Source organism: uncultured Salinicola sp., from assembly GCF_937921195.1.
Taxonomy (GTDB): domain Bacteria; phylum Pseudomonadota; class Gammaproteobacteria; order Pseudomonadales; family Halomonadaceae; genus Salinicola.
Map to the genome: position 1 here is coordinate 1 of NZ_CALFQK010000148.1, position 13,687 is coordinate 13,687.

The following is a 13,687-nucleotide window of genomic DNA, read 5'->3' on the forward strand; positions in this document are numbered from 1 at the left end:
GCCCCGGATTGTGGCTCCGGTGGTCGTGGGTTCGATCCCCATCATCCACCCCATTTCTTCCCTTCTTTATCTGCCTCCTTTGTTCATGGCTTTTCCCTCCAGCTGTCGGATCTGGTATGCGGCCAGGCGTCGTCGATCGATGGATCGGATGCGTGGAAGAACCCTCCTAAAGTCGATTTTTGCCGCATCGGGCTTGTATTTTGCCCCGATTGGCACCATTTACCGCGCTAGTCTGCTTGCCAGTAGGCATGGGGGTTCTTAAAATCGCCCCCTTGCTTTGAAATGACAGTTTTGAAGTCACAGTCTTTGAGTTGCATTCACAGAACGCCCCCGTCGGTAGAGGATCATCTATGCAAGTTTCCGTTGAGACGACATCCCAGATCGAACGTCGCATCACAGTTCAGGTTCCCGCAGCCGAGGTCGATGAAGCCGTTGCGACTCGCCTGCAAGACACCGCCAAGCGCGTTCGTCTGAATGGCTTTCGTCAAGGGAAGATCCCGATGGCGGTCGTGCGCCAGCGTTACGGTAAAGACGTCCGCAATGAAGTCGTCAGTGAACTGATGCGTCAGCACTACGTGCGGGCAATCACCGAACAGAGCCTGAATCCGGCCGGCTACCCCTCGATCGAGCCGAAGGTCGATCAGACGGGCAAGGATCTGGAATTCGTCGCCACGCTCGAAGTCTATCCGGAAATCGAACTCAGCGGCATCGGTGGCACCACCATCGAGCGCCCGCAGGCGGAAATCACCGAAGCCGATATCGACACGATGATAGAAACCCTGCGCGGACAGCGCGCCGAGTTCCAGCCGGTCGAGCGCGCAGCGGAAGAGGGTGACAAGGTCAAGATCGATTTCCAGGGCTTTCTCGGCGATGAGCCGTTCGAAGGGGGCTCCGCCGAAGGGCACGAGCTCGAACTGGGGTCCAATCGTTTCATTCCGGGCTTCGAAGAGCAGCTGGTCGGCGCCAAGGCCGGTGACGAGAAGAGCATCAGCGTGACTTTCCCGGAAGACTACCAGGCCGAGCACCTGGCGGGGCAGGAGGCGACCTTCAAGGTCACGGTTCATGAAGTCTCCGCCAAGGCGCTGCCGGAAGTCGATGCCGAGTTCATCAAGGAGTTCGGTGTGGAAGACGGCGATGCCGACAAGTTCCGCGCCGAGGTCAAGAGCAACATGGAACGCGAAGTCCGGCAAGCGGCCCAGAACCGCGTCAAGCAGCAGGCTCTCGATGCGCTGCAGAAAGCCAACGACGTGGCCGTTCCACAGTCGCTGATCCAGCAGGAGACCGACGGACTCAAGCGGCAGGCGGCGCAGCAGTTCGGCCTTGGCGAAGACTTCGATGTCAGCCAGCTGCCGAACGAGTTGTTTGCCGAGCAGGCCCAGACGCGCGTCAAGGTCGGGCTGCTGTTGGCCGAAGTCATCAAGCAACACGAGCTCGATGCGAGCGATGATGAGATCCGGGCGCGTGCCGAAGAGCTTGCGGCTCAATATCAGCAGCCCGAGCAGGTCATCGATCAGTACATGCAGAATGATGAGCTCAAGGGGCAGATCAAGTCTGCCGTGCTGGAAGACAAGGCCGTTGACAAGCTTCTCGAGCAGGCCCAGGTTAACGACATCAGCATGAGCTACGAGCAAGTGCTGCAGGCCGCCCAGCAATCCGAGGAAGCGGCTGAAGAAGATGAAGCCGAGGAAAGCGATTCCAAAGCATGATGGGTGCTTGGTAAGCAAGACGACCCGGTTCAGGCCGGGTCGCTAGTCGATGGGCCTGACAATCACCAGATGTAAGGAAATCGCGATGCGTAACGAGTTCGACATCAGTAATGCCGGTGGCCTGGTCCCGATGGTGGTGGAGCAGAGCGCGCGCGGTGAGCGGTCGTACGATATCTACTCCCGTCTGCTCAAAGAGCGTGTCATCTTCCTGGTCGGCCCGGTCGAAGACTACATGGCCAACCTGGTCGTGGCCCAGCTGCTGTTCCTGGAGTCCGAAAACCCGGACAAGGATATCCACCTTTACATCAACTCGCCGGGTGGCTCGGTGACCGCTGGCATGTCCATCTACGACACCATGCAGTTCATCAAGCCCGATGTCTCCACGGTCTGTATTGGCCAGGCGGCCAGCATGGGGGCCTTGCTGCTCGCCGGCGGCGCGAAGGACAAGCGCTTCTGCCTGCCGCACTCGCGGATGATGATTCACCAGCCACTGGGCGGCTATCAGGGGCAGGCTGCGGATATCGAGATCCACACCCGCGAAATCCTGACCATCCGCCACAAGCTGAACCGCATTCTGGCCGATCACACCGGGCAGGATATCGACAAGATTGCTCAGGACACCGACCGGGACAACTTCATGGATGGCGAGCAGGCCGTCGAATATGGCCTGATCGATGCCATGCTGGATAAGCGTCCGGTATCCTGATAGCGTTTGAGTCAAGGTTTCACACGGCGGCGCAGCGCGCCGCCGTCCTGACGAGGTACACGAATGGCCGACGGTAAAGGCAAAGACGACAACGGCAAGCTGCTCTACTGTTCGTTCTGTGGCAAGAACCAGAACGAAGTTCGCAAGCTCATTGCCGGTCCGTCCGTCTATATCTGTGACGAGTGTGTCGATCTCTGCAACGACATCATTCGCGAAGAGGTTCTGGAAGCCGACGCCGAGAGCGATGAAGATCGTCTTCCCGTACCTCGAGAAATCCGCGATACGCTCGATGACTACGTGATTGGCCAGGACCGCGCCAAAATGGTGTTGTCGGTGGCTGTCTACAACCACTACAAGCGTCTGCGTAGTGGCGGGAAAAGCGACGGTATCGAGCTGGGCAAGTCCAATATCCTGCTGATCGGCCCGACCGGCAGCGGCAAGACCTTGCTGGCGGAGACGCTGGCGCGTCTGCTCAACGTGCCGTTCACGATCGCGGATGCGACCACGCTGACGGAGGCCGGCTATGTCGGCGAGGATGTCGAGAACATCATCCAGAAGCTGTTGCAGAAGTGCGACTACGATGTCGAGAAGGCCCAGCGCGGCATTGTCTACATCGACGAGATCGACAAGATTTCGCGCAAGTCGGACAACCCGTCGATCACCCGGGACGTGTCCGGCGAGGGCGTCCAGCAGGCGCTGCTCAAGCTGATCGAAGGAACCACGGCGTCCGTGCCGCCGCAGGGTGGTCGCAAGCATCCGCAGCAGGAGTTCCTGCAGGTCGATACGGGCAACATTCTGTTCATCGTCGGCGGTGCCTTCGCCGGGCTGGACAAGGTGATCCGCGATCGCGCCGAAAAGGGCGGCATCGGCTTCAATGCGTCGGTCAAGAGCAAGGAGAGCAACAAGGGCGTTGGCGACATTCTCGCCGATGTCGAACCGGAAGACCTGGTCAAGTTTGGTCTGATCCCCGAATTCGTGGGGCGCTTGCCGGTCATTGCGACGCTGACAGAGCTCACCGAAGAGGCGTTGGTCCAGATTCTGGTCGAGCCCAAGAATTCGTTGGTCAAGCAGTATGCCCATCTGTTCGAAATGGAAGGCGTCGAGCTGGATTTCCGGGAAGATGCGCTGCGAGCAGTGGCCCACAAGGCCATGGAGCGCAAAACGGGTGCGCGCGGGTTGCGATCGATTCTGGAATCCGTGCTGCTCGAGACCATGTACGATGTGCCATCGCTCGACGGCGTGACGAAGGTCGTGATCGACGGTTCCGTCATCTCCGGCGACAGCGAACCGTTGTTGATCTACTCGAAGCAGGAAGAGAGCCGCGTCGCCAACAAGGACGGGTAATCGCCCGTCCCGTTACCTGCCTAGATGAGGGGGCCTGATGGCCCCTTCGCTTTTATGGATACCGCGCCGCGTCGGGCACTCTTGCATCTGAACGGTGGCGCCCCCACGTATCTCCCATATTGCCGCTCTGGTGGCTCACCCATCCGAAAGTTTGCCGAGGAAATGCTGTAATGGCGAAGAGCTCTGACCAGACACTCAAGCTTCCGCTCTTGCCGCTGCGTGACGTGGTGGTCTATCCGCAGATGGTCATCCCGTTGTTCGTGGGGCGCGAGAAATCCATTCGCGCGCTGGAGACGGCGATGGAGCATGACAAGCGCGTCCTGCTCGTCGCGCAGCGCGAGGCGGCTCATGATGATCCCGGGGTCGAGGATCTCTTCAGTATCGGCACGGTCGCCGACATCATGCAGTTGCTCAAATTGCCCGACGGCACCGTCAAGGTCCTCATCGAGGGTAGTTTCCGGGCAGACATCCAGGAGGTCCTGGAGGACGAGGACGGCTTCATCAGCGCGCAGGCGGTCGCTCGCGACAGCGAACCGCTCAGCGAGCGCGAGCAGGAGTCCCTGGTCCGCGTCTTGCTCAATCAGTTCGAGCAGTACGTCAAGCTCTCCAAGAAAGTGCCGGGCGAGGTCTTGTCTTCCTTGCAGGAGATCGAGGATCCCAGCCGGCTGGTGGATACCATTTGCGCACATCTGTCATTGAAGATCGATGACAAGCAGGAACTGCTCGAGATGGATCGCGTGCGCGACCGGGTCGAGCACCTGATGGCGCTGATCGAGTCCGAGATCGATCTGCTGCAGGTCGAGAAGCGCATCCGCTCGCGGGTCAAGGACCAGATGGAGAAGTCCCAGCGCGAGTACTATCTCAACGAGCAGATGAAAGCCATCCAGAAAGAGATGGGCGAGCTCGAGAACGTCCCCAACGAGGCGGAGAAGTACGAGCAGCGCATCCAGGACGCCGGCATGCCCCAGGAGGCCGTCGACAAGGCGACCCAGGAGCTCGGCAAGCTCAAGATGATGTCGCCCACCTCGGCCGAGGCGACGGTCGTGAGGTCCTATCTGGACTGGGTGCTCTCCGTCCCTTGGAAGAAGCGGACTCGGGTCAAGCACGATCTTCCTCACGCCGCCAAGGTGCTGGATGAAGACCACCACGGTCTGGAAGAGGTCAAGGAGCGCATTCTCGAGTATCTTGCCGTACAAAAGCGGGTCAAGAAGCTCAAGGGCCCGGTGCTCTGCCTGGTCGGGCCGCCGGGCGTGGGCAAGACCTCGCTGGGCCAGTCGATCGCGCGCGCCACCAATCGGCGCTATGTTCGCCTGGCGCTCGGCGGCGTGCGCGATGAATCCGAGATTCGAGGCCACCGGCGAACCTATATCGGTTCGCTGCCCGGCAAGCTGATTCAGCGCATGAGCAAGGCGGGCGTACGCAATCCGCTCTTTCTGCTCGATGAAGTCGACAAGATCGGCATGGATCACCGCGGAGATCCCTCCTCGGCGCTGCTGGAAGTGCTGGATCCCGAGCAGAACGACAAGTTCAACGATCACTATCTCGAGCTCGACTACGACCTTTCGGACGTGATGTTCATCTGTACCGCCAATTCGATGAACATCCCCGGACCGCTGCTCGATCGCATGGAAGTGATTCGACTGCCGGGTTATACCGAGGATGAAAAGCTCGCGATCGCCAAGCGTTACCTGATTCCGAAGCAGCTCAAGGCCAATGGCCTCAAGGAGGAAGAGCTGACCTTCAGCGATGAATCCGTCCTCGAGTTGGTGCGCTACTACTCCCGCGAGGCAGGGGTGCGCGAACTCGAGCGCCAGATTGCCAAGGTCAGCCGCAAGGTGCTTCGCGAGCGCCTCGAGGCTGAAAAAGGCCAGGGCGCCCAGGCGGGACTGTCGCTCTCGGCCGATGATATAGAGCGTTATGCGGGCGTGCGGCGGTACAGCTACGGTCTGGCCGATCAGGAGCATCAGGTCGGCCGGGTCACCGGATTGGCGTGGACCTCGGTCGGAGGCGAACTTCTGTACATCGAATCCGTCGTGACGCCAGGCAAAGGTCGCGTCAACAAGACCGGGTCGCTGGGTGACGTCATGAAGGAGTCGGTCAGCGCGGCGCATACCGTGGTTCGGGCCAGGGCCCGTCAGTTCGGTATCGACCCGGAGCGATTCGAGAAAGAAGACCTCCATATCCACGTTCCTGAAGGTGCCACCCCGAAGGATGGTCCCAGTGCCGGTATCGGCATGGTGACCGCCATGGTATCCGCCTATACCGGTCGCCCGGTGCGATGTGACGTCGCCATGACGGGCGAGGTCAACCTGCGTGGCGAGGTCATGCCGATCGGCGGCTTGAAGGAGAAATTGCTGGCTGCCCGGCGCGGTGGTATAAAGATCGTACTAATACCGGAAGATAATCGTCGGGACCTGAAAGAGGTGCCGGAGAATATCAAGAATGCATTGGACATTCGTTCGGTGAAGTGGATTGATGACGTGTTGTCAACGGCATTGACGAATCATGTCGACGGTGATGACAAACTGGCCGAAGATGTAACCTCTTCGCAAACCAATGTCAGCACACATTAATCTTGTCGGTGCGCAAGTTTCGTGCGCCAGGCCCGATGTGACGCGGTTTTTCTAATGATCTCGATTGACAGGGTAATCTAGGCATTGCTATAAAATGCCAACTTGTTGTGATCGTGACCGCGTCTCTGATTGCGCATCGATGTCCTGTTAATTTCGTATACAGTCAAGGGGTGAAGTGTGAATAAATCCGAGCTGATTGAAGCCATTGCTGCGTCTGCTGATATTCCCAAGGCGGCTGCTACTCGTGCACTCGACGCGATGATCGAGTCCGTATCAGACAGCCTGAAGAAAGGCGATTCCGTAGCATTGGTTGGGTTCGGGACTTTTGCGGTCAAGGAGCGTGCAGCGCGCACCGGCCGTAACCCGCAGACTGGCAAGCCGATCAACATCAGTGCTGCCAAGGTGCCGAGCTTCAAGGCCGGCAAGGCACTCAAAGACGCGGTGAACTGAGTTTCGCTTTGTCACGGGCTGGTGTGTCGCCAAACGCCGGGAGGCCGAGGCAGTCCGGTCGGTGAAGGCCCGTAGCACATAAGCGCATCGCCACAGCGGTGCGCTTTTTTTATTGCCCGCTGCAATGAAAGGGCTGCTGCAGTTGCAGTGGCCAATGTTTCGTCCCGGATGCGCCGTGGTGGCATGGCGGTGTACGATACGCGCGCAACTTTGGGTCAACGACATGCGAGGACAGCATGCTGCAACGAATTCGTGAGGGTTCTCAGGGGTGGGTGGCGAAAGTCATCGTGGGAGCCATCATCGTCACGTTCGCGCTATTCGGCGCGGAATCCCTGGTCAGCTATTTCTCTGCCGGCAGCAATGATGCGGCGACCGTCAACGGTGAGTCCATCAGCCGTCAGGCCGTCGAGACGCAGGTTCAAAGAGGCATCCGGTCAGGCCAGGTTCCGCCCAGCCAGGAGCGGCAGTTCCGGGGGCAGGTGCTCGATCAGCTGATTCGCCAGCGCACACTGGATCAGTACGCCAGCGAGGGTGGCCTGCACATTTCCGACAGTCAGCTGGATCAGTTGATCGTCTCGCTGCCCGAATTCCAGGATCAGGAGGGTCGTTTCTCCGACGAGCTATTCACCAATCGTCTGGCGCAGGCCGGCTACACGCCATCGTCTTTCCGTCGCGAGCTCCGTGCCGATACCCTACGGCGTCAGGTCCAGCAAGGGCTTGCGGCCTCCACTTTCCTGCTGCCGTCCGAGAAGGCGCGGTTGACCTCATTGCAGCAGCAGCAGAGAACGTTCCGCTATGCACAACTGACAGCCGCGGACCTGGGGCAGCCCGATGCGCCCAGCGACGCCGATCTTCAGCAGTACTATGAGCAGCACCAGGAAAATTATCGTCGTCCCGAGCAGGTCAAGGTCAACTATATCGTCCTGAATCAGGAGGACGTGGCCAAGGACGTCGAGGTCAGCGACGACCAGTTGCGTCAGGCCTACGAGAAAGCGCGTGCTGAAGCCCCGCGCGAGGTATCCCATATCCTGGTGACTTTCGGCGACGACCGCACCGAACAGCAGGCGAGAGAGCGTCTGGCCGAGGTGCAGTCGAAGCTTTCACAGGGCGACGATTTCGCCGATCTCGCTCGCGAATATTCCGATGACTCGTCGTCAGCCGGCAAAGGCGGCGATCTCGGGGCGATTCAGAAGGGATTCTTTGGCGACAGTTTCGATGATGCCGCATTTTCGCTGGACCCCGGCCAAGTGTCCCAAATCGTCCAGACCCAGTACGGCCTCCATCTCATCAAGGTGACCGGGGTCGATATCCCGTCGTTCGAGGATGATCGCGAAGCTCTTGCTCAACAGGTCAAGCTGGAACAGTCCCAGTCGCTTTTCAATGAGCGGGTGCAGAAGATGACCGACGATGTCTATCAGGCGGAAGATCTGTCCAGCGTCGCGGATGAGCTGGGGTTGAAGGTGCAGACCAGCGGCTGGTTCTCCCAGGACGATGGCGGCGAGGGGGTGCTCTCCAATCCCGATGTCGCCGCGGCGGCGTTCTCTCCGGATGTGCTCGAGGATGGTTACAACAGCGACGTGATCGAGACGGACGATCAGCAACGGGTCGCGCTGCGTGTCGTCGATCATCGCGAAGCGAGCACGTTGCCGCTCGACGAAGTCCGAAGTCAGGTCGAAAGCGCGGTCAAGGCGGAGCAGACCCGGCAGCGGCTGCAGGAACTCGCGGCCGAGACCGTGGCTTCGCTGCGCAATGGTCAGGCGGTAACGGATATCGACTGGAAACAGGCCGAGAATGCGACCCGGGATGCTGACGGCGTGCCGGACGCCATTCTTCAGGAAGCGTTTCGTCTTCCCCATCCCCAGGATGGCGAGACGGTCTGGGGCCATGTCGACAGCCAGAATGGCGTTGCCATCGTCGGCGTCGAATCGGTGCAGTCAGGCGATGCCGACTCGGATGATGCGGACTTCGCGACGCGACTGGCGCAACGTCTCCAGGCCCAGATCGTCATTCAGGGACTGACCCAGACGCTGCAGGACGAGGCGGAAATCGAACGTAACTGATCCCTTCGTGGGGCCAGGTTACGACCTCGCTTGATCCTCGCTCAAACCCTCCTAGGCTGAACGGCATGCCAACCGTCAGTCGAGGAGGGTTTTTTCATGGCTGCTACTCGTTTTTTCGTACTTCGGGAATTTCCAAAGGGATTGCCGCAGCTGGATCTGTTCGTGCTCCGGGAGGCGACGCTACCGGATCTGGCTCCCAACGAGGTTCGAATCCGGAATCGCTGGCTGTCGGTCGATCCCTACATGCGGGGCCGTATGAGTGGCGTCACGACCTATGTCGAGCCTTATGCACTGGACGAGCCGATGTCCGGCGGCGCAGTGGGGGAGGTGATCGCTTCTCGCCATCCCCACTTTCAGCACGGCGATCGGGTCAGGCACATGGCGGGTTGGCGTGACGTCGCGCAGTTACCCGGCGACGAGGTAGAGCCGTTGCCGCAGTTCGGCGTTCCGGAGCAGGCCTATCTCGGCGTTCTGGGCATGCCGGGCATGACGGCCTGGACAGGGCTCAATCTCGTCGCCGGCCTGCAGCCTGGCCAGCGGGTACTTGTCAGCGCAGCTGCCGGTGCTGTCGGATCGCTGGCGGTGCAACTGGCCAAGGCGGCGAATTGTCATGTCGTTGGCGTCGCCGGTAGCCAGGCCAAATGCGATTGGCTGGAGTCGATGGGCGTCAAAGCGCTCAACTATCGAGGCAAGGATGTCGATGCGCTGACGCGGTCGCTGCGGGAAGCCTCTCCGGAAGGATATGACATCTACTATGAAAACGTCGGTGGCCCGTTGCTGGAGGCGGCATTGTCCAACCTTCGCGATCACGCCCGGATCGCGATCTGCGGGATGATCGATCGCTACAACGACACAGGGCCCGCTGGCGGGCCGGGCAATCTCAATCAGTTGCTGTTTCGCAAGGCACGCATGGAAGGGTTCATCGTTGCCGAGCACTGGGATCACTACCAGACGTTTCTGCAGCAGATCGCTCCAGAGGTCGAACGCGAAGCCATCCACTACCGCGAAACCATCGTCGAGGGGCTGGAGCGGATGCCCGAGGCTTTTCTGAAGCTTTTCTCCGGAGACAACGACGGCAAGATGCTGGTCCGGCTCCCTTGAATCCGGCAGCGACGGGACGCGATCTAGCGGGTGGCGCGCTCCCACTCGGTCAGGATGCGCAGCGCCTGCTCGCGGTTGTCGCTGCACAGCTCCCGGTCGTAGTCGAAGCGCCGGCACACGGCCGGGCGGCTCGAGTCGCCGAATAGCTGACACAGGTTGTCTTCGTCCAGCTGTAGACAGCGAACCCCGGCGGGCTTGCCCTCCGGCATGCCGGGGATGGGGGAGGTGATCGACGGCGCGATACAGCATGCGCCGCAGCCGGCTCTGCAACTCATGTTGCCTCCTATCCCGCCGTCGTCTTGCCGCGGCTCTCGGCTAGCGCGCCTTTATCGATTCCCTCGAACGCCTGGACCCGGATATGGGCGCCGGTCGACGATGCGATCTGGTGTGCGAGCCAGGCCGCGATATTCTCGACGGTAGTCGGCGCCGGCAGCGTATGGCAGCGGTCTTTTGGCAGCTGCAGCTGGAACTGTCCTTGCCCTGACCGGTAGCGGACTCGCATGACGTCGTCGTTGCGGCGTGGGTCGAAGATATCCGCAGCGTCGACGAGATAGCCATTGTCCAGGCGCTGTGCCCAGTGCAGCTCGAGCTCGGGGTCGCGCTGGCCATCGCGCCAGATACGCAGGTGCGAGCGATGGCCGTGTGCGATACGTTGGCAGTTCCCTTCATGGTGCTTGAGGCCGTGGCTGTAGCCATAGATCGCGCCGTCTGCCAACTCTTCACGAAGTCGAATTCGGATCGCCTCGACGCGTGGCGGGGGCCTCTTGCTGAGTTCGTTGCTGAGATGTGCTCCCAGGCGCTCCGCGGTGACCTCTCCCCACGGGAATAGGGTGAAAGCCTGGCGGGGCGCCCGTAGTTCGAAGGGGAAGGGCAGTTCGGCGGCCATGTGCAGACCTTCGCTGCACTCCTCGACCTTGACGCCGGCGGCTTGGGTCGGCACGAGCAAGGTATGGTCCAGGCCCGCGTCGAGACGTGACTTGATCCAGGGCTTGACCTCGCCGAAGTCGAACAGCATGCCGTCTTCGCCCAGCTCGCCGTCGAGCTCCACGTCGACGTGCCAGCTGATGCCGCTCAGTCCGCGCTGAGGTGACCAGGTCGAAGCGTCGATATTGGTCAGGTTGTTTACGAACAGGGTCATCAATCGATTCCTGCGATCTTGTGGGTCTGCAGCGAAAGTCGCCATTGCGGGTGACGCAGGCAGTATTCGACGGTTGCCGCCATCGGGTCGCCATCGCTGACGATGGCAACCGGCGAGAGGTCCATGGGCTGCAGGAAGAAATGGGTGAAATCGAGCCCGGCGAAATTCGCCGGATCGACGCCCGCCTGAGGATAGACGAGCTTGAGCTCATTGCCTCGGGTCAGGCGTAGCGTGGTGTCGCTCTTCGGGCTGACGCAGATCCAGTCGATCCCCTCGGGTGGCGAGAGCGTACCGTTGGTTTCGACGGCAACCTCGAAGCCATGCGCGTGCATGGCATCGATCAGTGCCGCGTCCAGTTGCAACAACGGCTCTCCGCCGGTGAAGACCACGTAGCGCGAGGAGTTCGCCTCTTCAGGCGCTTGCCACAGTGTCGCCAGGTGCGTAGCCAGGGCGTCGGCATCGGGGAATTGGCCGCCATTCTGGCCATCGGTGCCGACGAAGTCGGTGTCGCAGAACGTGCACTGGCTTCTCGCGCGATCGCGCTCCCGGCCGGACCAGAGATTGCAGCCGGTGAAACGGCAGAAAACGCTGGCACGGCCGGCTTGGGCGCCTTCTCCCTGAAGGGTGTAGAAGGCTTCTTTGACGCTGTACATGCAGACTCCCGTGCTGGTTCCCTGCGGACTGGCCCTCGGGCCGGTCACGCCGGGGCTTGGCTGATCGGGACGTGTTTCGATGATAGATGGCGCTCAGGCTTCGTACGAAAACTGCCCGCGCGCTCCGGCTTTTGGTATCAACCCTAGTGCCGGTCGGGCAGCGCGTAGGGGATCGGATCCTTCACCCCGACGCGGGCGAAGGCATCGAGTCGCTCCCGGCAACTTCCGCATTCGCCACAGGCGGTCTCTCCGCCCAGGTAGCAGGTCCATGTCAGCGCATAATCGAGCCCCATCTCGATCCCGTCGCTGAGGATTTTCGCCTTGTCACTGTACAGATAGGGGGCTTCGATGCTGACCGATTCGAAATTGGCAATGGCGGCGACGTCGTTCATGCGGTCGACGAAAGCCGGGCGGCAGTCGGGGTAGAGCACGTGATCGCCACCATGCGCGCCGTAGAAGCACACGGAGGCTTCGATGTTGACGGCATAACCGATCGCCAGCGACAGCAGGATCATGTTGCGGTTGGGCACCACGGTAGCCGCCAGATTGTCCTCGGCATAGTCCGCCTTCGGCAGGCTCCGGTCGCTGTCCGTCAGCGCCGAATTGCCGATCAACTGGTGAATGGCGCGGATGTCGACGATCCGGTGAGAAACCCCCAGGTCCTCGCACACCCGGCGCGCGACATCGAGTTCACGGGCGTGGCGCTGACCGTAATGGAACGACAGTGCGTGGACCTCGTACCCTTCGCGGATGGCGCGGTGCAGGACGGTGTAGGAGTCCATCCCGCCGGAGTAGATGACGACGGCCGGCTGGGATGGGGTGTGAGAAGTCGAGGGTGTCATGCTGTCAACCTGTGGCAAAGCAAACGGTCTGGGAGTAGTTCGGTGTCATTCGCGACTATGTCGGGAAGGCGCCTCGTTCGCCGACGAGAGGCGTCAGGAAGCGCTGCCTGAGTTCGTCCGGTGACAGGTCCTGGGCCAGCAGATGCGCGAGTTTGCTGTGAGCGGCTTCCGGCGTCATGTCATCGCCGGACATGATGCCGATCTCCGTCAACGTCTGGCCCGTTGCGTACGTACCGGGATGGATTCCGCCGACCGGGCACTGGCTGATGGCGACCATCGTCTTTCCCGCCGCGCAGGCCCGAGCCAGAACGCCGTGCAGGGCGGCGTCTTCCGGCAGGTTGCCACTACCCCAGCACTCGATGACAACGCCTTTGATCTGGTCGTCGTCCAGCCACCGGGTCACGTCCTGGGCGCGGATGCCAGGCCAGAGGGGGAGTCGCACGACCTCGGGAAGTGGATGGGTGCCGAGCTCGAATCGCGGTGCTCCCTGAGCTTGCCAGCAACGTCCCGGGTAGAGGATGGGAGCGTGATCCACCATCTCGCCAAGCAGGGGCCAGTTCGGCGTCTCGAAACCCAGAGTGGACTCAGTGTACCATTTTCGTGCACGACACCCTCTCATCAGGCGGCCGCCGAAGCTGACACAGACTTCTCTCAAGCCGGCCTGCGCCGCGAATCGCAACGACGCCTCGAGATTGTCGAGCGCGTCGCTATCGGTGGCGCCCAGCGGCTTCTGTGCCCCCGTCACGACGACGGGCTTGGAGAGGCCCTGAAGCTGGAACGCCAGGCTGGAAGCGCACCAGGCCAGCGTGTCGGTTCCATGAAGCAACACGAAACCTGCGAACTCCCGATAGCGCTCGGCGATCATGCGCGTCAGGGCCCGCCAGTCGGCGGGCGTGGCGCTGCTGGAGTCTATCGGGCGGGTCGTTTCCCACAGGACGTGCCGCGGCAACTTGCGCTGCCGGTCGGGTGGCAATGTCGATAGCGCTGCTGCCATGCGCGACTCGAAATCACCCGCGGCCACCAGGCCCCGGTCACTCTCCCGCATGCCGATGGTCCCGCCGGTGTAGATGATAAGGACGGGGAGGGCGCCGTCGTAGTTCGTGGAGCTCATGGT

General features: G+C 61.2%; 12 protein-coding genes. 7 read left to right on the top strand and 5 right to left on the bottom strand.

The genetic code is table 11. The features are described from left to right. Window positions 1–350 precede the first annotated feature (350 nt). The 7 genes from tig (at window position 351) to Q0602_RS16205 (ending at window position 9,940) form a co-directional block, all read left to right on the top strand. The gene (gene tig / locus Q0602_RS16175; RefSeq protein ID WP_298845505.1) at window positions 351–1,706 is read left to right on the top strand and encodes a trigger factor; all 1,356 of its coding nucleotides are present in this window, start codon (window positions 351–353) and stop codon (window positions 1,704–1,706) included. Window positions 1,707–1,791: 85 nt separating this feature from the next. Beyond that, window positions 1,792–2,412 (top strand): ATP-dependent Clp endopeptidase proteolytic subunit ClpP, encoded by a 621-nt coding sequence (gene clpP, locus Q0602_RS16180; RefSeq protein WP_295041038.1) that lies wholly within the window; start codon window positions 1,792–1,794, stop codon window positions 2,410–2,412. A gap of 63 nt (window positions 2,413–2,475) precedes the next feature. After that, window positions 2,476–3,756 (top strand): ATP-dependent Clp protease ATP-binding subunit ClpX, encoded by a 1,281-nt coding sequence (gene clpX, locus Q0602_RS16185; RefSeq protein ID WP_298845508.1) that lies wholly within the window; start codon window positions 2,476–2,478, stop codon window positions 3,754–3,756. 170 nt (window positions 3,757–3,926) lie between these two features. After that, a complete protein-coding gene (gene lon, locus Q0602_RS16190; protein ID WP_298845510.1) occupies window positions 3,927–6,329 on the top strand; it encodes an endopeptidase La in 2,403 nt (800 codons plus the stop codon). A 177-nt stretch (window positions 6,330–6,506) separates the two neighbouring features. Continuing rightward, entirely contained in the window at window positions 6,507–6,779 is a 273-nt protein-coding gene (gene hupB, locus Q0602_RS16195; RefSeq protein ID WP_110599351.1) for a nucleoid-associated protein HU-beta, read from the top strand. A gap of 236 nt (window positions 6,780–7,015) precedes the next feature. After that, window positions 7,016–8,839, top strand: coding sequence for a SurA N-terminal domain-containing protein (locus tag Q0602_RS16200; protein WP_298845513.1), 1,824 nt, complete (start codon window positions 7,016–7,018; stop codon window positions 8,837–8,839). A 96-nt stretch (window positions 8,840–8,935) separates the two neighbouring features. Beyond that, complete coding sequence (locus tag Q0602_RS16205; protein WP_298845515.1) at window positions 8,936–9,940, top strand: NADP-dependent oxidoreductase; 1,005 nt, start codon at window positions 8,936–8,938, stop codon at window positions 9,938–9,940. Window positions 9,941–9,963: 23 nt separating this feature from the next. On the opposite strand, the gene Q0602_RS16210 is transcribed toward Q0602_RS16205, so the two are convergent. The 5 genes from Q0602_RS16210 to Q0602_RS16230 form a co-directional block, all read right to left on the bottom strand. Then, window positions 9,964–10,215, bottom strand: a complete 252-nt coding sequence (locus Q0602_RS16210; protein WP_295040021.1) for a YkgJ family cysteine cluster protein — start codon at window positions 10,213–10,215, stop codon at window positions 9,964–9,966. An 8-nt stretch (window positions 10,216–10,223) separates the two neighbouring features. Beyond that, entirely contained in the window at window positions 10,224–11,078 is an 855-nt protein-coding gene (locus tag Q0602_RS16215; RefSeq protein WP_298845518.1) for a 6-carboxytetrahydropterin synthase, read from the bottom strand. After that, the gene (gene queE, locus Q0602_RS16220) at window positions 11,078–11,731 is read right to left on the bottom strand and encodes a 7-carboxy-7-deazaguanine synthase (RefSeq protein ID WP_298845520.1); all 654 of its coding nucleotides are present in this window, start codon (window positions 11,729–11,731) and stop codon (window positions 11,078–11,080) included. The genes Q0602_RS16215 and queE overlap by 1 nt, the downstream gene beginning before the upstream one ends. A 143-nt stretch (window positions 11,732–11,874) precedes the next feature. Continuing rightward, complete coding sequence (gene queC / locus Q0602_RS16225; RefSeq protein ID WP_298845523.1) at window positions 11,875–12,573, bottom strand: 7-cyano-7-deazaguanine synthase QueC; 699 nt, start codon at window positions 12,571–12,573, stop codon at window positions 11,875–11,877. Window positions 12,574–12,628: 55 nt separating this feature from the next. Next, entirely contained in the window at window positions 12,629–13,684 is a 1,056-nt protein-coding gene (locus Q0602_RS16230; protein ID WP_298845525.1) for an asparaginase, read from the bottom strand. Window positions 13,685–13,687 lie beyond the last annotated feature (3 nt).

Bases quoted from the DNA above. Each gene is read 5' to 3' on its own strand.
- clpP (WP_295041038.1), top strand. From the start codon at position 1,792: ATGCGTAACGAGTTCGACATCAGTAATGCCGGTGGCCTGGTCCCGATG.
- queC (WP_298845523.1), bottom strand. From the start codon at position 12,573: ATGACACCCTCGACTTCTCACACCCCATCCCAGCCGGCCGTCGTCATC.
- Q0602_RS16200 (WP_298845513.1), top strand. From the start codon at position 7,016: ATGCTGCAACGAATTCGTGAGGGTTCTCAGGGGTGGGTGGCGAAAGTC.
- clpX (WP_298845508.1), top strand. From the start codon at position 2,476: ATGGCCGACGGTAAAGGCAAAGACGACAACGGCAAGCTGCTCTACTGT.
- Q0602_RS16205 (WP_298845515.1), top strand. From the start codon at position 8,936: ATGGCTGCTACTCGTTTTTTCGTACTTCGGGAATTTCCAAAGGGATTG.
- Q0602_RS16230 (WP_298845525.1), bottom strand. From the start codon at position 13,684: ATGAGCTCCACGAACTACGACGGCGCCCTCCCCGTCCTTATCATCTAC.
- Q0602_RS16210 (WP_295040021.1), bottom strand. From the start codon at position 10,215: ATGAGTTGCAGAGCCGGCTGCGGCGCATGCTGTATCGCGCCGTCGATC.
- Q0602_RS16215 (WP_298845518.1), bottom strand. From the start codon at position 11,078: ATGACCCTGTTCGTAAACAACCTGACCAATATCGACGCTTCGACCTGG.
- queE (WP_298845520.1), bottom strand. From the start codon at position 11,731: ATGTACAGCGTCAAAGAAGCCTTCTACACCCTTCAGGGAGAAGGCGCC.
- lon (WP_298845510.1), top strand. From the start codon at position 3,927: ATGGCGAAGAGCTCTGACCAGACACTCAAGCTTCCGCTCTTGCCGCTG.
- tig (WP_298845505.1), top strand. From the start codon at position 351: ATGCAAGTTTCCGTTGAGACGACATCCCAGATCGAACGTCGCATCACA.